This is a genomic window from Bacillus sp. NS1, from assembly GCF_058248265.1.
On sequence record NZ_JBZAZF010000003.1, the window covers coordinates 585107 to 602581 of the forward strand.

22 protein-coding genes are annotated in these 17475 nt (G+C 44.9%); all 22 read left to right on the forward strand.

Going from position 1 to position 17475, the window contains the following annotated elements; genetic code table 11:
• The first annotated feature begins 86 nt into the window (after window positions 1-86).
• The 22 genes from aroQ (at window position 87) to AC4CV5_RS13575 (ending at window position 17426) form a co-directional block, all read left to right on the forward strand.
• The gene (gene aroQ / locus AC4CV5_RS13470) at window positions 87-527 is read left to right on the forward strand and encodes a type II 3-dehydroquinate dehydratase (protein ID WP_166850932.1); all 441 of its coding nucleotides are present in this window, start codon (window positions 87-89) and stop codon (window positions 525-527) included.
• A gap of 2 nt (window positions 528-529) precedes the next feature.
• Entirely contained in the window at window positions 530-1591 is a 1062-nt protein-coding gene (gene papA, locus AC4CV5_RS13475; protein WP_166850935.1) for an aminopeptidase PapA, read from the forward strand.
• Window positions 1592-1615: 24 nt separating this feature from the next.
• On the forward strand, window positions 1616-2173 hold the full coding sequence (efp, locus tag AC4CV5_RS13480) for an elongation factor P (RefSeq protein ID WP_003226377.1): 558 nt from the start codon (window positions 1616-1618) through the stop codon (window positions 2171-2173).
• Window positions 2174-2316: 143 nt separating this feature from the next.
• Window positions 2317-2598 carry a YqhV family protein gene (locus AC4CV5_RS13485; RefSeq protein WP_003226379.1) on the forward strand — a complete coding sequence of 94 codons (282 nt, stop codon included), beginning with the start codon at window positions 2317-2319 and terminating at the stop codon, window positions 2596-2598.
• A 75-nt stretch (window positions 2599-2673) separates the two neighbouring features.
• Window positions 2674-3597, forward strand: a complete 924-nt coding sequence (gene spoIIIAA / locus AC4CV5_RS13490; RefSeq protein WP_166850938.1) for a stage III sporulation protein AA — start codon at window positions 2674-2676, stop codon at window positions 3595-3597.
• Complete coding sequence (gene spoIIIAB, locus AC4CV5_RS13495) at window positions 3591-4106, forward strand: stage III sporulation protein SpoIIIAB (RefSeq protein ID WP_248601998.1); 516 nt, start codon at window positions 3591-3593, stop codon at window positions 4104-4106. Before spoIIIAA ends, spoIIIAB begins: the two co-directional genes overlap by 7 nt.
• Before the next feature lie 22 nt (window positions 4107-4128).
• Window positions 4129-4335: a stage III sporulation protein AC gene (gene spoIIIAC, locus AC4CV5_RS13500; RefSeq protein ID WP_003153142.1), complete on the forward strand. Its 207-nt coding sequence runs from the start codon at window positions 4129-4131 to the stop codon at window positions 4333-4335.
• Window positions 4336-4341: 6 nt separating this feature from the next.
• Window positions 4342-4743, forward strand: coding sequence for a stage III sporulation protein AD (gene spoIIIAD, locus AC4CV5_RS13505; RefSeq protein ID WP_166850944.1), 402 nt, complete (start codon window positions 4342-4344; stop codon window positions 4741-4743).
• Between the two features lie 18 nt (window positions 4744-4761).
• Window positions 4762-5961 (forward strand): stage III sporulation protein AE, encoded by a 1200-nt coding sequence (gene spoIIIAE / locus AC4CV5_RS13510; protein WP_222143144.1) that lies wholly within the window; start codon window positions 4762-4764, stop codon window positions 5959-5961.
• 13 nt (window positions 5962-5974) lie between these two features.
• Window positions 5975-6595: a stage III sporulation protein AF gene (gene spoIIIAF / locus AC4CV5_RS13515; RefSeq protein WP_222143143.1), complete on the forward strand. Its 621-nt coding sequence runs from the start codon at window positions 5975-5977 to the stop codon at window positions 6593-6595.
• Window positions 6588-7277, forward strand: coding sequence for a stage III sporulation protein AG (gene spoIIIAG, locus AC4CV5_RS13520; RefSeq protein WP_490922998.1), 690 nt, complete (start codon window positions 6588-6590; stop codon window positions 7275-7277). Before spoIIIAF ends, spoIIIAG begins: the two co-directional genes overlap by 8 nt.
• Window positions 7278-7934, forward strand: coding sequence for a stage III sporulation ratchet engulfment protein SpoIIIAH (gene spoIIIAH, locus AC4CV5_RS13525; RefSeq protein ID WP_166850956.1), 657 nt, complete (start codon window positions 7278-7280; stop codon window positions 7932-7934).
• A gap of 156 nt (window positions 7935-8090) precedes the next feature.
• Window positions 8091-8573, forward strand: a complete 483-nt coding sequence (gene accB, locus AC4CV5_RS13530; protein WP_166850959.1) for an acetyl-CoA carboxylase biotin carboxyl carrier protein — start codon at window positions 8091-8093, stop codon at window positions 8571-8573.
• Between the two features lie 11 nt (window positions 8574-8584).
• Window positions 8585-9937: an acetyl-CoA carboxylase biotin carboxylase subunit gene (gene accC / locus AC4CV5_RS13535; protein ID WP_166850962.1), complete on the forward strand. Its 1353-nt coding sequence runs from the start codon at window positions 8585-8587 to the stop codon at window positions 9935-9937.
• 20 nt (window positions 9938-9957) lie between these two features.
• A complete protein-coding gene (gene yqhY / locus AC4CV5_RS13540) occupies window positions 9958-10365 on the forward strand; it encodes a fatty acid biosynthesis protein YqhY (RefSeq protein WP_490922999.1) in 408 nt (135 codons plus the stop codon).
• Between the two features lie 264 nt (window positions 10366-10629).
• Window positions 10630-11025 carry a transcription antitermination factor NusB gene (nusB, locus tag AC4CV5_RS13545; RefSeq protein WP_222143139.1) on the forward strand — a complete coding sequence of 132 codons (396 nt, stop codon included), beginning with the start codon at window positions 10630-10632 and terminating at the stop codon, window positions 11023-11025.
• A gap of 11 nt (window positions 11026-11036) precedes the next feature.
• The gene (folD, locus tag AC4CV5_RS13550; RefSeq protein WP_490923001.1) at window positions 11037-11888 is read left to right on the forward strand and encodes a bifunctional methylenetetrahydrofolate dehydrogenase/methenyltetrahydrofolate cyclohydrolase FolD; all 852 of its coding nucleotides are present in this window, start codon (window positions 11037-11039) and stop codon (window positions 11886-11888) included.
• Between the two features lie 137 nt (window positions 11889-12025).
• Window positions 12026-13372: an exodeoxyribonuclease VII large subunit gene (gene xseA, locus AC4CV5_RS13555; protein ID WP_166850971.1), complete on the forward strand. Its 1347-nt coding sequence runs from the start codon at window positions 12026-12028 to the stop codon at window positions 13370-13372.
• Window positions 13369-13623, forward strand: a complete 255-nt coding sequence (locus AC4CV5_RS13560; RefSeq protein ID WP_003226409.1) for an exodeoxyribonuclease VII small subunit — start codon at window positions 13369-13371, stop codon at window positions 13621-13623. The genes xseA and AC4CV5_RS13560 overlap by 4 nt, the downstream gene beginning before the upstream one ends.
• Window positions 13613-14503, forward strand: a complete 891-nt coding sequence (locus AC4CV5_RS13565) for a polyprenyl synthetase family protein (protein ID WP_166850974.1) — start codon at window positions 13613-13615, stop codon at window positions 14501-14503. The genes AC4CV5_RS13560 and AC4CV5_RS13565 overlap by 11 nt, the downstream gene beginning before the upstream one ends.
• Before the next feature lie 179 nt (window positions 14504-14682).
• Window positions 14683-16584, forward strand: coding sequence for a 1-deoxy-D-xylulose-5-phosphate synthase (gene dxs / locus AC4CV5_RS13570; RefSeq protein ID WP_326221589.1), 1902 nt, complete (start codon window positions 14683-14685; stop codon window positions 16582-16584).
• Window positions 16581-17426 carry a TlyA family RNA methyltransferase gene (locus AC4CV5_RS13575; protein WP_326221591.1) on the forward strand — a complete coding sequence of 282 codons (846 nt, stop codon included), beginning with the start codon at window positions 16581-16583 and terminating at the stop codon, window positions 17424-17426. Before dxs ends, AC4CV5_RS13575 begins: the two co-directional genes overlap by 4 nt.
• Window positions 17427-17475: the final 49 nt, after the last annotated feature.

A 17475-nucleotide genomic window follows, 5' to 3' on the forward strand; every position in this document is an offset into this window, starting at 1 on the left:
GTATTATCCTTTTTCAGTATGATAAAATGTTCACGAGAAGTGAACATTTTTTACATGAGAAACCCTCGCGAAAAGGAGAGATTCATGTGCCTCATTTTTTAATTTTGAACGGGCCGAATGTCAATCGGCTGGGGAAGCGTGAGCCGGAGGTATTCGGCCGCCAGACACTGACCGATATTGAAACAGATCTTTTTCAATTTGCAGAAGCCTTACATATCCAGCTCACTTTCTTCCAGTCTAATCACGAAGGTGATTTGATAGATGCGATACATGAGGCTGAGGAGCAATACGGCGGGATTGTTCTGAACCCCGGCGCCCTGACTCATTACAGCTATGCGATCAGGGATGCTATTTCAAGTATCAGTCTTCCTGTAGTTGAGGTGCATTTATCAAACTTATACGCCAGGGAGGAGTTCAGGCATCAGTCGGTTATCGCTCCGGTTGCGAAAGGGCAGATTGTCGGTCTTGGAGCTGAAGGCTACAAGCTTGCTGTTCGCTACTTATTAAGCCAGCAAGGGGGAGAATAAAGATGAAGCTAGAGAAAATAAGAAATCTGTTTGGACAGCTGGGGATTGACGGAATGCTGATTACAAGCAGCACAAATGTACGCTATATGACAGGATTTACAGGTTCGGCGGGCCTGGCTGTTATATCAGGTGACAGGGCAGCGTTTATTACGGATTTTCGTTATACAGAGCAGGCGAAGGTGCAGGTAAAGGGCTTTGAGATCATTGAACATGGCGGCAGCTTGATTCAGACCACTGCCGACACGGTTGAAGCGTTCGGCATCAAGCGCCTTGGCTTTGAACAGAACAGCATGACATACGGCACATACGCTTCGTACAGCGCGGTTGTCAGTGAGGCTGAATTAGTGCCTGTGGCTGAATCGGTAGAAAAGTTGCGCTTGATTAAGTCTAGTGAAGAGATTAAGATATTAGAGGAAGCTGCGAAGATTGCAGATGATGCCTTCAGACATATCTTGACGTTTATGAAACCCGGCATTTCTGAAATCGCTGTTGCTAATGAGCTGGAGTTTTATATGAGAAGCCAGGGAGCTGACAGCTCTTCTTTTGATATGATTGTCGCCTCGGGCCTTCGGTCAAGCCTTCCGCACGGTGTGGCCAGTGACAAACTGATTGAAAGTGGAGACCTTGTTACGCTTGATTTCGGCGCTTATTATAAAGGATATTGTTCTGATATTACCCGTACGGTCGCTGTAGGTCAGCCCAGTGATCAATTGAAGGAGATTTATCAGGTCGTATTTGATGCTCAGGCGCTTGGCGTCGCACATATTAAGCCGGGGATGACAGGAAAAGAGGCTGATGCCCTTACAAGGGATCACATTGCTGCAAAAGGCTACGGTGAATATTTCGGCCATTCAACCGGGCACGGGCTCGGCATGGAAGTTCATGAATCGCCGGGATTGTCCGTCAGATCTTCAGCTATCCTTGAACCGGGCATGGTGGTCACAGTGGAGCCGGGCATTTACATACCAGAAACAGGCGGTGTCCGCATAGAAGATGACATCGTGATTACAGAAAACGGCAACCGGACAATCACCCATTCCCCAAAAGAACTTATTATTTTGTGATTGGAATATAGGAGGACATTAAACATGATTTCAGTTAACGATTTCCGTACAGGATTAACAATCGAAGTAGATGGCGGCATTTGGCGCGTCGTTGACTTCCAGCACGTAAAACCTGGTAAAGGTGCGGCGTTTGTCCGCTCTAAACTCCGCAACCTTCGTACTGGCGCGATTCAGGAAAAAACATTCCGCGCTGGTGAAAAAGTAGCGAAAGCGCAAATCGAAACAAAAACAATGCAATACCTATATGCAAACGGAGATCAGCACGTATTTATGGATACTTCTTCTTATGAGCAGCTTGAACTAAGCGCGACTCAAATCGAAGAGGAGTTAAAATACCTGCTTGAAAACATGTCTGTGCATATCATGATGTACCAAGATGAAACGCTAGGTATTGAGCTTCCGAACACAGTTGAGCTGAAAGTTGTTGAGACTGAACCTGGCATTAAAGGCGATACAGCATCAGGCGGTACAAAACCTGCGAAAACTGAAACAGGCCTTGTTGTCAACGTGCCGTTCTTTGTGAATGAAGGCGACACACTTGTTGTCAATACATCAGACGGTTCTTACGTTTCAAGAGCGTAGAAAGAAAAAAGAAGTCTGTTCCCAAATGGGAGCAGGCTTTTTTTTTGCCCAAAAACTGAATCTTTCTTTTATACGAAAATGACAAGACTACTTCCGCTAGCTAGAGCATATCATATAAAAAAATGGGAGGTTGGGAGAGTGCTATGAAATTTTTACTTGGAAATATTAATTCTACTGTTTTAACAATGGCTGGATTGCGAGTTTTATCCTCTATGATTGAGCTGACGGCAGCGATTATCATGCTTGTGACAAATGATGTCCGGAAGGCGGTTGTGGTTAACAGCATTCTTGCTATTGTCGGTCCGCTGATTTTTATCATCACCATGACTGTCGGAATCTATCAAATTGCCGGGCAGCTGTCGTATGCAAAGCTGATTCTGATTTTTACGGGTGTTGTTTTGATTTTGGCGGGTGTTCATAAATAAAGAGAGGCTTGTCATAAAGTCTGCCTCACGTCATACATTTTAAAGAAGCCAATCGGTAGAAAGGAGGAGGCTCCGTTGAATGAAATTGCTGAGGTTCTCCCTGAATCCATGAAAAACGCCCTTTCTGAAATACCGGAACATCAATGGCTGGAAATCGAAGAAGTCAGAATTCGGGTCAACCGCCCTGTTGAATTGATTCGAAAAGGACAACCTGTTTTTTTGTCCTATGCCGGCACGGCTGAGGATGCCCATCTGATTCTCAGCCGGCTCAGCAACTATAGCATGTATACGCTCGAAGAAGAGCTGAAGAAAGGGTATGTCACCATCAGAGGCGGCCACAGAGTCGGACTGGCAGGCAGAGTCATCACGGAAAACGGAGGTGTGAAAGGCCTCCGTGACATCACATCTTTTAATATACGAATTGCCAGGCAAAAGCTGGGGATTGCGGAGCCGCTGCTTCCATTCTTATATCGAGACAGCTGGCTGAATACGCTGATTATCGGTCCGCCGCAAACCGGTAAAACAACACTTCTTCGGGATCTTGCGAGACTCTCGAGCACCGGCAAAACCCACATGTTGCCCGTAAAGACAGGAATCGTCGACGAACGGTCAGAAATTGCCGGATGCCTGCGCGGCATTCCGCAGCATCAATTTGGACAGAGGATTGATGTATTAGACGCCTGTCCAAAGGCTGAGGGGCTGATGATGATGATTCGATCCATGAGCCCTGAGGTGATCATTGTCGATGAAATCGGGCGCATTGAAGATACAGATGCACTTCTTGAGGCCCTGCATGCAGGTGTTTCAGTAATCGTCTCGGCGCATGGCTGGAGCATATCCGATCTGATGAAGCGGCCTTCATTGAAGCGTTTGTGGGAGGAAAGAGCCTTTGACCGCTATTTGGAATTATCGAGAGCGAAGGGGCCTGGGACAGTAAGCCGCATTTATGACAAAGACGGTAATGTGCTGTCTGGAACGATGGGAGTGAAGACATGCTGAAGCTGCTGGGCGCTGTATTCATTGTGGTAGCGACAACATGGACAGGTTTTGAGATGGCGAAGATTTACACAGAACGGCCGAGGCAAATCCGCCAGCTGCGTGCGGCGCTCCAATCCCTCGAGGCTGAAATCATGTACGGCCATACACCGCTTCATACCGCTTCACAGCAGATCGCCAAGCAGCTGGCACAGCCTGTTTCAGCTCTTTTTATTACGTTCAGTGATCAGCTGGACAAGGGAAGTGATTCCGCGAAAACGGCGTGGGAGCAAAGCTTAAAGAAGGTGTGGGACACCATGTCTTTGAAAAAAAGCGAATATGAAGTGCTGAAGCAATTTGGCGAGACGCTCGGGATTCATGATCGCATCTCTCAGCAAAAGCACATCAAGCTGGCGCTGACACATTTGGAAGCCTCGGAAGCGGATGCTGAGCAGGCACAAGCGAAAAATGAAAAAATGATAAAAAGTTTGGGCTTTTTAGCGGGCTTGTTACTCATTCTTCTATTGATGTAAACGTGAGGGGAGCAAAAATAAAATGGGAGTAGACGTGAATGTTATATTTCAGATCGCTGGAGTGGGAATCGTGGTCGCATTTTTACACACGATTTTGGATCAGATGGGCAAAAAAGAATACGCGCAGTGGGTGACGCTGTTAGGTTTTATCTATATTTTATTTATGGTCGCCACGATTGTAGATGACCTTTTTAAAAAGATAAAAGCTGTGTTTTTATTCCAAGGATAGGGGGGCTTGCAGATTGACATTGTTCAAATTGTAGGTTTAGGGCTGATCGCCACCTTCCTTTCTTTGATTGTAAAAGAACAAAAGCCGACTTTTGCGTTTTTAATTGTCGTGTTTGCCGGATGTGCCATTTTTCTTTATTTGGTAGACCAAATCTACGCCATTATTCGAATGATAGAAAAAATCGCGATTAATGCAAATGTCAACATGGTCTATGTTGAAACCATTTTAAAGATTATCGGAATTGCCTATATTGCTGAATTCGGGGCGCAGCTCACAAAAGATGCCGGTCAAGGGGCCATCGCCTCGAAAATAGAATTGGCTGGGAAAATTTTAATTCTCGTTATGGCTGTTCCCATTTTAACCGTCATTATCGAAACGATTCTCGGACTTATACCTTCTATGTCATAACCGAAAGGAGGCGGTAGATTGAAGCGTTTTCAATTGGCTTTGCTTCTGGCCGTGCTGATCATAGCAGGCCGTGCAGAAGTTGTACAAGCAGCCGGTGACGCCGAACAAACGGAAGACCATGCTGAAACGGCTGAGCAATTAGCAGAAAGGACAGCGGCCTCGCTTGAAACAGACAAGATCGGTGAATTTTGGAATGACATTATGACAGAGTACGGCGGACTGCTGCCGGAAAGCCAAAAAGGCAGCTTAATTGAGTTTATCAATGGCGATAAAACATTTTCACCGCAAGAATGGCTTAAAGCTCTCTTTTCATATTTGTTTCATGAAGTGCTTGCCAACGGAAAGCTGCTTGGCACATTGATTTTGCTCACGATATTTTGCGTCATCCTGCAGCTTCTGCAAAATGCATTTCAACAAAGCACCGTCAGTAAGGTCGCTTACTCAATTGTATACATGGTGCTGATTATCCTTGCGCTGAACAGTTTTCATGTGGCAATCAATTATGCGACAGAGGCCATTCAGACGATGACCAGCTTTATACTGGCGCTCATTCCGCTCCTTTTGGCGCTTTTGGCTTCCTCAGGCGGAGCTGTATCTGCAGCCTTCTTTCATCCTGTTATCCTCTTTCTGATGAACACGAGCGGTCTCTTGATTCAGAATATTGTCATGCCGCTCATTTTCTTATCAGCAATTCTGAGCATTGTCAGCACAATGACCGAACAATACAAAGTGACGCAGCTGGCCAACCTGCTCAGAAATATTGCCATCGGGGCGCTCGCCGTCTTTCTCACCATCTTTCTCGGCGTCATCTCTGTTCAGGGAGCCTCAGCTGCAGTGACAGACGGCATTACGCTCAGGACGGCAAAATTTATAACCGGTAACTTTATTCCTGTGCTTGGCCGAATGTTTACAGACGCAACAGATACTGTGATCAGCGCTTCCTTACTTTTGAAAAATACAGTAGGAATTCTCGGAGTCGCTATTTTGATCTGTATTGCGGCTTTTCCAGCAATCAAAGTGCTTTCCCTCGCTTTTATTTATAAGCTGGCGGCCGCGATTCTTCAGCCGCTTGGAGGCGGGCCAGTCATTACCTGCCTCGACGTCATCAGCAAAAGCGTCATTTATATTTTTGCAGCTCTCGCCATTGTGTCTCTCATGTTTTTTCTAAGCCTTACCGTCATAATCACAGCCGGAAACCTCACGATGATGATGAAATAAAGGAGGCTGGCGGATGAGTTTTTTAACTGAATGGCTTACCACCATCGTGTTGTTTATCCTATTTGCAATTGTGATTGATATGCTGCTGCCAAGCTCCAGCATGCAAAAGTACGCAAAAATGGTAGTCAGCCTGCTCTTGATTGTCGTCATGCTTACGCCAATTTTTAAGCTTTTCAACACAGACCCTGCAGTCATCTTTGAATACCTCACAAAAAACGGGCAGTCAGAGTCTGCCAACATAAAAAATCAAATCAATTCAAAAAAAATAGAAATACAAGCTTCCCAACGCGCATATATTTTAGAAGAAATGGCTGTCCAACTAAAAAAGAAAGCGGAGGAGAGATTCAGTCATGATGAATACAAAGTAGACAACATCAAACTCACGGCAGGAGAAAAGGTAGATTCAGAAGAGGATATTAAAACAATCAGCGTGTATATGGCCCCGTCTTCTGAAAAAACGGTCCAAACGGTCGCGCCGGTTCACATTGATACAGACCATGCATACGTAACGAAAGAAGCAGCCGAACAAAAAGAAGCCAAACAGATCAAGTCACAGCTTGCGGACATTTGGGAAATCGGAAGTGAGAAAATTACGGTTCATATGGAAGGCGGGGAGAGTGTCGGCAATGAATAAAAACGGATTATGGAATGTATTGAAAAAGCAGTTTCTTCCGGGGCAAACGAAGGACGGTGAAAAGCCGAAGCTGACCAAATATCATTACTTTCTATTCGTTTTTGTTCTCGGAGTTTCCTTTATGCTTGTCAGCCAGCTGTTTTCGTCACCTGAGAAAACAGAAAACGCCAAAACGATAACGGCAGTATCATCACAAGATACTAAAGACAGCAAAGAGAAAACAGCCGAAGTGTTTAAAGCCTCGAAATCTGATGAACCTAAGAGCTCGATCGATGATTATGAAAAAGAATACGAAAATCAGCTGAAAGAAATTCTTGAAACGATTATAGGTGTGGACGATGTCTCTGTTGTCGTGAATGTTGATGCAACGTCGCTGAAAGTATACGAAAAAAACAAATCAAACAAAAATACAACAACTGAAGAAACAGACAAAGAAGGCGGAACAAGAAGCGTTACAGACCAGACATCAGAAGAAGAAATTGTCTTGATCAAAAACGGCGATAAGGAAACACCCGTCGTCGTTCAAACGAAAAAGCCTGATATACGCGGTGTACTCGTTGTTGCTCAAGGAGTGGACAACGTTCAAATAAAACAAACCATTATTGAAGCGGTGACACGGGTCCTGGATGTTCCAAGCCACCGGGTTGCGGTTGCCCCTAAAAAAATAAAGGAGGATTCATAAATGCTCAAAAAACAAACCGTTTGGCTATTAACAATGCTCAGTCTTGTCGTGGTGTTAAGCGTCTACTATATCATGTCGCCGGAAAGCAAAAATGCCGTTCAAATGCAAAGTGAAAAAAGCGCGTCTGACAGCGGAGAGGTCGCAACTGAAAAAACGCCTCCAAAACAAGACACAAAGGAAAAAAACGGTACAGAAACTGAAAAAGATAAAGAAGATGGAACAAAGGGCACAAAAGATTCATCAGCAGACAAGGAAACATCAGCTGAAGCTAGTGAAAAAGGAACTGTTGTAACAGAAACAGCTGATGATGATCTGTTCACGACTTACCGCCTTGATTTAGAAGATGCCAGAAGCAAAGAAAGAGAAGAGCTGAATGCCATTGTGTCAAGCGATGATGCAACAGCAAAGGAAAAGAGCGAAGCATATGATAAAATGACAGCACTCAGTGAAGTGGAAGGAACAGAAAAACAGCTGGAAACGCTTATTAAAACACAAGGCTACGAAGACGCGCTCGTGAATGCTGAAGGAGATAAAATCAACATTACAGTCAAATCAGACAAACACTCCAAATCGAAGGCGACAGCCATTATAGACCTTGTGGCAAAAGAAATCAAAACAATGAAAGACGTCGCTGTCACATTTGAACCATCCAAGTAAAAAAGAGGAAATGCAAGCCCGCTTAAACAGCGGGCTTTTTGGCGTGCCAATCATATTAGAGTTGAATTCAAAAGTCCGCTCCTGTAAGATGAACATAGTATGTACTTTTAGTAGTAACCTATAAAAAAGAAATTTCATACATAGGAGTGCGATTGAATGTTAAATATTAAAGAAATCCACGAGCTGATTAAAGCAATTGATGAGTCTACAATTGACGAATTCGTATATGAAAATGAAGGTGTATCCTTAAAACTGAAAAAACATGAAGCAGGCACTGTTCAAGTCATGCAGCAGGCGCCGGCAGCACCTGTACAGGCACAGGCTCCGCAGGCAGTTCAGCCGCAAACGCAGCAAGCAGCGCCGGCACCTGCCCAAGAAGAACCTAAGCAAGATGAGAATCTGCATAAAATTACTTCACCAATGGTCGGAACATTTTATGCCTCTTCTTCTCCGGAAGCTGGCCCGTATGTGACAGCTGGTTCAAAAGTAAATGAAAACACAGTTGTCTGCATTGTAGAAGCGATGAAGCTTTTCAACGAAATCGAAGCGGAAGTAAAAGGCGAAATCGTTGAAGTATTAGTAGAAAACGGCCAGCTGGTCGAATACGGACAACCTCTATTTCTTGTAAAAGCAGAGTAAGGAGACTTAACATGATTAAAAAGCTATTGATCGCCAACCGAGGAGAAATTGCTGTCAGAATCATCAGAGCCTGCAAAGAGCTCGGAATTGAGACTGTCGCTGTTTATTCAGAAGCTGATAAAGATGCCCTTCATGTTCAAATGGCCGATGAAGCTTTTTGTATCGGACCGAAAGCATCAAAAGACAGCTATTTAAACGTTACAAATATTGTGAGTGTTGCGAAGCTGACAGGTACGGACGCTATTCATCCGGGATATGGATTTTTAGCTGAAAATGCTGATTTTGCGGAATTATGCGAAGAAGTTAACGTCACGTTTGTCGGCCCGAGCGCTGATGCCATTTCTAAAATGGGAACAAAAGACGTCGCGCGGGAAACGATGAAACAGGCTGGCGTGCCGATCGTGCCAGGTTCACAAGGAATTATAGAAAATGTGGAAGAAGCGGTTTCGCTTGCTAATGAAATTGGGTATCCTGTAATTATAAAAGCCACTGCAGGCGGAGGCGGAAAAGGAATCAGGGTTGCTCGCACCGAAGAGGAACTGATAAACGGCATTAAGATTACACAGCAGGAAGCCGCAACAGCATTCGGTAATCCAGGTGTTTACATCGAAAAATACATAGAAGATTTTCGTCATGTTGAGATCCAAGTGCTTGCCGATAACTATGGAAATACCATCCATTTAGGAGAACGCGACTGCTCGATCCAAAGACGTCTGCAAAAGCTTTTGGAAGAATCACCATCTCCTGCGCTTGATTCAGAAATCAGGGAGCAGATGGGCGATGCCGCGGTAAAGGCTGCAAAAGCGGTTGGCTATACAGGTGCTGGAACAGTTGAATTTATATATGACTACAATGAACAGCGCTATTACTTTATGGAAATGAACACGAGAATTCAGGTAGAGCACCCAGTCACAGAAATGGTGACGGGAACTGACCTGATTAAGGAACAAATCAAAGTGGCATCAGGAATGGAACTGAGCCTCAAGCAAGAAGATGTTGTATTTGAAGGCTGGGCTATCGAATGCCGTATCAACGCAGAAAACCCAAGTAAAAATTTCATGCCGTCACCTGGTGAAATTAAAATGTACCTGCCTCCTGGCGGTTTGGGTGTTCGAGTCGATTCAGCTGCGTATCCGGGCTATTCCATCCCACCGTACTATGACAGCATGATTGCAAAAGTGATCACATACGGAAAAACGAGAGATGAAGCGATTTCCCGCATGAAACGCGCATTGAGCGAATTTGTCATCGAAGGCATTGAGACAACGATCCCGTTCCATTTAAAACTGCTTGAACACGAAACATTTGTGAGCGGAGAGTTTAATACGAAATTTTTAGAAACATATGATGTAATGGGCTCATAATTTTTACGGAGGTGAATTGAATGAAAGACAACAGCTTGCTTAAAATGGATCAAGAAGATACGCATTTGGGTAAGGTTGAGATTGCACCAGAAGTCATTGAGGTCATTGCCGGCATAGCAGCTTCAGAAGTTGACGGTGTTGCCGAAATGCGGGGAAACTTTGCGACTGGCGTCGTTGAGCGCTTCGGTAAAGTGAATCATGGCAAGGGTGTCAAAGTCGATCTGGCGGATGACGGAATTACGATCGATGTATACTGTGTCGTAGCATTCGGTGTTTCGATTCCGAAAGTTGCAGCATCCGTTCAGGAAAACATTCGTCAAACCTTATTAAATATGACGTCTCTTTCGATTAATGAGATCAATATTCACATCGTCGGCATTCAATTTGACACAAAAGCCCAAGAAGTCCAAATCGACGAAGAAATGTAAATGGCTTAACACGAAACCAAGGGGAGGGCGGCCCTTTGGTTTTTTTACACGTTACCCTTTATTTCAAAGCATGAAGAAAGCCGGCTCAAGGCAGCCGAGTTTCTTCATGAACGTGAAACCCGAATGATCATATTGAGGTGTGTGAAAATATTCGGCAATAGGGTGAAAAAACCTTGATTTCAATATGCGGATACGAAAAAAATATGTTATGATCTCTTTGTGGCTTAACGACAAGCGGATAAAGAGGATCAAAGGAGAAAGAAAATGAAAAGAAGAACAGCAAGAGAAAAAGCTTTGCAGGCACTATTTCAAATTGATGTCAGCGATATTGCAGTGAATGAAGCCATAGAACATGCACTGGATGAAGAAAAAACAGATCCTTTCTTTGAACAGCTTGTATACGGGGTATTGGAACATCAAATCCAGCTGGATGAAATGATCTCCAAACATCTGGTGAATTGGAAGCTCGATCGGATTGCCAATGTTGACCGCGCAATTTTGCGTCTGGCAGCATACGAAATGGCATATGTCGAAGACATTCCGGTGAATGTCTCCATGAACGAAGCGATTGAGCTGGCAAAACGGTTTGGTGATGACAAAGCGACAAAGTTTGTAAACGGGGTTCTTTCTAACATTAAATCTGATATTGAACAATCATAGGAGGAAAGACAATGACTGCAACAATCATCGACGGAAAAGAAACGGCTAGAGAAAAACGCGAACAATTGGCAAAAGAGGTAGAAGAGCTTAAAAAGCAAGGCGTCACTCCCGGACTGGCGGTTATTTTGATTGGAGATGATCCTGCTTCTCACTCTTACGTGCGAGGAAAGAAAAAAGCGGCTGAAACAATGGGAATGAATTTCAAGCTCGATCAATTTGACAGCAGCCTCACAGAAGCTGAACTGCTTACCATTATCGATCAATACAATCAAGACCCTGAGTTTCACGGCATTCTCGTTCAGCTTCCGCTTCCAGACCATATTTCTGAAAAAGCGGTAATCGAACGTATCTCTCCTGATAAAGATGTAGACGGTTTTCATCCGCTAAACGTAGGGAAAATGCTGCTTGGCGAAGATACGTTTCTTCCTTGCACGCCTCACGGAATTGTTGAGCTTTTGAAGAAAACCAATATCGACCTTTCCGGTAAAGAGGTTGTTGTAGTCGGCCGAAGCAATATTGTCGGCAAACCTGTCGGCCAGCTTTTACTTAATGAAAACGCAACAGTTACTTACTGTCATTCAAGAACAGAAAATATTACCGAACATACGAAAAAAGCGGACATCCTGGTGGTTGCAGTCGGCAGAGCCAACTTCATCAATGCAGACCAGATTAAAGAAGGTGCTGTTGTCATTGACGTAGGCGTTAACCGTCTGGAAAGCGGAAAGCTTTGCGGAGACGTTGAATTTGAAGGGGCAAAGGAAAAAGCCTCCTTCATCACGCCAGTTCCGGGCGGAGTAGGTCCGATGACCATCACGATGCTTGCGCATAATACTGTTAAATCTGCGAAACGTACGTTATCATAGATAATTGGAGATATTCACAGGCGAGAGATTTTGCCCGCTGTGAATATGAGCACGATACCCGCTTCTTCAGGCTCCTAAAGCCAGGGCGGGTTTTCTTTAGTTATGGTGCAGGAATGCTTATGAGAGGAGTTTGAGACATGGGCGAAACAGCGTTTGTTACCGTCTCAGCGCTGACGAAGTATATAAAACGAAAATTCGATGTAGATCCTCACCTTGAAAATATTTGGATTAAAGGCGAATTATCGAATGTAAAAATACACACAAGAGGCCACATTTATTTCACACTGAAAGACGAAAACGCCAGAATGCAGTCGGTGATGTTCGCGAGACAGAGCGAGCGTCTGCCTTTTAAACCTGAAAACGGCATGAAGGTGCTGGTCAGAGGCGGAATTTCCGTATATGAACCGAGCGGAAACTACCAATTATATGCCAAAGAAATGCAGCCTGACGGGGTCGGAGCGCTTTATTTAGCGTACGAAGAATTAAAAAAGAAGCTTGCCGGAGAAGGTTTATTTGACGAACGTTTTAAAAAACAAATCCCCGCATTTCCAGCCACAATCGGGGTTGTGACATCTCCAACCGGTGCCGCTGTCAGAGACGTCATTACAACTCTCAAAAGAAGATATCCCCTTGTAAAAGTCATTGTTCTTCCAGCGCTCGTACAAGGTGAAAATGCGAGCAGATCCATCGTTACGCGCATTGAAGAGGCAAACGAAAAAAAGGTTTGCGACGTATTAATTGTCGGAAGAGGCGGCGGTTCGATAGAGGAACTGTGGGCATTTAATGAAGAAATTGTAGCACGCGCGATCTTTGCTTCTAACATTCCGATTATATCGGCAGTCGGGCATGAGACGGACTTTACGATCAGTGATTTTGTCGCTGATATCAGAGCCGCAACGCCGACAGGAGCAGCTGAAATTGCCGTGCCGCATACCACTGATTTAATCGAACGGACAAAAACAGCGGAAGTCAGAATGACAAGAGCGATGCAGCAGCATCTCGGCCAGAAAAAAGAACGGATTCAAACGCTGCAATCCTCATATGCCTTTCGTTTTCCAAAGCGTTTGTATGCGCAAAAAGAGCAGCAGTTTGACCTTGCCTATCAGCAGTTTCAAGCACAGCTTACCGCTCTTTTAGACCGAAAAAACAGACAGCTGGAGCGTGAAACGTACAGGTTAGAGGCGCTGCATCCTCATGAACAGCTGAAGCAAGCGAGAACACGATACGAGGAACAAACAAATCAGCTGAGAAAAAATATGAATATCCAAATGAAGCATTTGCATTCCCAATTTCAAACTGTTCTTGGCAAGCTGAATGCGTTAAGTCCTCTTCAAGTGATGGAAAGAGGATACAGCTTGGCTTATAAAGAAGAGGAACTCATTAAAAGTGTCAGTCAAATAGAAGAGAAGGACCAGGTTGAGGTCAAGCTGAAGGATGGCGTGCTGACCTGTGAAGTATTAGAAAAGAGAGGGGAAGAAAAATGACAGACGTGAAAAAAAATGAAAACATGACATTTGAAGAAGCGATGAAAGGGCTTGAGAGCATTGTGTCAAAGCTTGAAGAGGGCGATGTGCCTTTAGAGCAAGCAATTAACTATTTCCAAGAAGGCATGGCTCTTTCAAAGATGTGTCATGAAAAGCTGCAAAAAGTCGAAAAACAAATGGACTTCATTTTAAAAGAAGATGGCGAACTGGCACCTTTCAGTGTTCAGGAGGAAGACGAAGGTGACAAATAAATTAACGAGCTTTTTGGCGGAGCGGAAAAAAACGATTGAAAATCAGCTTTCTGTCTATACAGAAAAGCTGGATATGCCGGACTCATTAAAAAAATCTATGCTGTATTCCCTTGAGGCTGGCGGAAAGAGGCTGCGTCCCCTCATTGTACTGGCCGTTTTAAACGCATACGGGAAAAGTGAAAAGGACGGCATTCCGATCGGGTGTGCTGTCGAAATGATTCACACGTATTCGTTAATTCATGATGACCTTCCTTGTATGGATGATGACGATTTGCGCCGCGGGAAGCCGACAAACCATAAAGTGTTCGGTGAAGCTACAGCAGTATTAGCGGGTGACGGGCTGCTGACGGAAAGCTTTAAGCTGATCACCTCCCATGTGTCAGACGAGGTGTCAGCAGAAAAGCGCCTTCGGCTTGTGAATGAACTGATTTCAGCGGCAGGCACTGAAGGCATGGTCGGGGGGCAAGTCGCTGATATGGAAGCGGAAAACCGCCAAGTCACGCTTGAAGAACTTGAATCCATTCATGAACGGAAAACCGCCAAGCTCCTCGGTTTTTGCGTAATTGCGGGTGCTATTTTGGCGGATGCGCCTGAGGAAGATATCGAAACGCTGCGTACCTTCAGCAGCCACATTGGAATCGGTTTTCAAATCAGAGACGATATTTTAGATTTAGAAGGCAGTGAAGAGAAAATCGGCAAACGTGTCGGCTCGGATACAACAAACGACAAATCGACCTACCCGTCACTTCTTTCACTGGAAGGAGCCAAACATAAATTGGATGTTCATATAAAAGAGGCGAAGCGTTTGATCGGCGGACTCTCTCTTCAAAAAGATCTTTTATATGAGCTTTGTGATTTAATTGCGGCAAGAGATCACTAAACCGATCCTAATTTGAAGCGGCTGCACGAGATATGGTAAAATGTAAGCAGTTTATATGAAAAACGAAAAGGAAAAGCGCGTTTGTCTTTTTTTATGTCTGAGATTGGCTATTGTCAAGCTCGGCATGCGGAAGACATGTATCATTGCAGAAATTCATGCTGAAAGTGAGTTGATCCGCTTTGGATCTTTTATCAATACAGGACCCGTCGTTTTTAAAAAACATGTCCATTGATGAATTAGAGAAATTAAGTGATGAAATCCGTCAATTTTTAATTACAACTTTATCCGCTTCCGGCGGCCACATTGGCCCAAACTTAGGTGTTGTAGAGCTTACTGTTGCGCTGCATAAGGAATTTAACAGCCCGAAAGACAAATTTTTATGGGATGTAGGCCATCAGTCGTATGTCCACAAGCTCCTGACAGGACGCGGAAAAGAATTTGCGACGCTTCGCCAGTACAAAGGGCTTTGCGGATTTCCAAAGCGGAGTGAAAGCGAGCATGATGTTTGGGAAACCGGGCACAGCTCAACTTCTCTGTCAGGCGCGATGGGAATGGCAGCTGCGCGTGATATTAAAGGAACGGATGAATTTATTATTCCGATTATTGGTGACGGCGCGCTGACCGGCGGAATGGCGCTTGAAGCCTTGAACCACATCGGCGACGAGAAAAAAGACATGATTGTTATCCTAAATGATAATGAAATGAGTATTGCACCGAATGTCGGTGCCATTCATTCTATGCTCGGACGGCTGCGCACTGCCGGGAAATACCAGTGGGTTAAAGACGAGCTCGAGTACTTGTTTAAAAAGATTCCGGCAGTTGGGGGCAAACTTGCCGCTACGGCGGAACGGGTCAAAGACAGCCTGAAATATATGCTCGTCTCCGGAATGTTTTTTGAGGAGCTTGGTTTTACGTATTTAGGCCCGGTGGACGGACATTCTTATCATGAGCTGATTGAGAATCTTCAATACGCCAAAAAAACAAAAGGCCCTGTTCTCTTGCATGTCATTACGAAAAAAGGGAAGGGGTACAAACCGGCTGAGACCGATACGATCGGAACATGGCACGGTACCGGACCTTATAAAATCAATACCGGTGACTTTGTAAAACCGAAAGCAGCAGCTCCTTCATGGAGCGGCCTAGTCAGCGGCACTGTGCAGAGAATGGCACGTGAGGACGGACGCATTGTAGCCATTACGCCGGCTATGCCTGTCGGCTCAAAGCTAGAAGGCTTTGCAAAGGAATTCCCTGACCGCATGTTCGACGTAGGAATCGCAGAACAGCATGCCGCAACGATGGCTGCAGCTATGGCAATGCAGGGGATGAAGCCGTTTTTGGCGATTTATTCAACCTTCCTGCAAAGGGCATATGATCAAGTGGTTCATGACATCTGCCGTCAAAACGCCAATGTGTTTATTGGAATTGACCGTGCAGGACTCGTAGGTGCTGACGGAGAGACACATCAAGGTGTGTTTGATATAGCGTTTATGCGCCACATTCCAAACATGGTCTTAATGATGCCGAAAGATGAAAATGAAGGACAGCATATGGTTCATACAGCACTCAGCTATGACGAAGGCCCGATTGCGATGCGTTTTCCGCGCGGAAACGGACTTGGCGTAAAAATGGATGAACAGCTGAAAACGATTCCGATCGGCACGTGGGAAGTGCTGCGTCCGGGGAACGATGCTGTCATCTTAACATTTGGAACAACAATCGAAATGGCCCTTGAAGCAGCTGAAGAGCTGCAAAAAGAAGGCCTTTCCGTGCGCGTTGTGAATGCGCGTTTTATTAAGCCGATTGATGAAAAAATGATGAAGGGTATCCTAAAAGAAGGCTTGCCAATTTTAACGATTGAAGAAGCGGTCTTAGAAGGCGGTTTTGGAAGCTCGATTTTAGAATTCGCACATGATCAAGGTGAATATCATACACCAATTGACAGAATGGGTATACCGGATCGATTTATCGAACACGGAAGCGTAACGGCGCTTCTAGAAGAGATTGGACTAACAAAACAGCAAGCGGCAAACCGTATTAGATTATTGATGCCGCCGAAGACACACAAAGGAATTGGATCATGACGTCAAAGAAAGAACGATTAGATGTATTACTAGTAGAAAGAGGGCTGGCGGAAACGCGGGAAAAAGCCAAGAGAGCAGTTATGGCGGGCATCGTCTATTCAAACGAAAACCGTTTGGACAAGCCTGGGGAAAAAATCGACCGCGACCTACCGTTAACCGTCAAAGGAAACCCGCTGAAATATGTGAGCAGAGGCGGCTTAAAGCTTGAAAAAGCACTGGAGGAGTTTCCTGTCTCTGTTAAAGATAAAATCATGATTGATATCGGCTCATCCACCGGCGGTTTTACGGACTGCGCTCTGCAAAACGGAGCTAAACAGTCATACGCGGTGGATGTAGGCTACAACCAGCTCGCATGGAAGCTCAGACAGGATGAACGTGTCGTCGTGATGGAACGGACTAACTTCCGTTACGCGACACCGGCAGACTTTACAAAGGGCATGCCGGAGTTTGCCACAATTGATGTGTCCTTTATTTCACTGCGGCTCATCCTGCCTGTCCTCAAAACATTGCTTGTACCGGGCAGTGACTGCATGGCTCTTGTAAAGCCGCAGTTTGAAGCGGGACGTGAATCCGTCGGCAAAAAAGGGATTGTCAGAGATCCTAAAGTGCATGCTGATGTTCTCAAGCGAATGATCAGTTTTTCTGCTGCAGAAGGCTATATTTGCAAAGGCCTGTCATTTTCTCCAATCACGGGAGGAGACGGAAATATTGAATTTCTCCTTCATTTGCATTGGCCGGGAGAGGGACAGGAAGGACAGGAGCTGCCGGAAGAAGAGATCATCCGCGTTGTAGAAGAGGCACATACGACGTTAAAAGAAAAAAAAGCAGATGTACCGGAATAATAGGGCGCTATTATTCCTTTTTTCTGCATTCATGTACAATTTGCAGAGA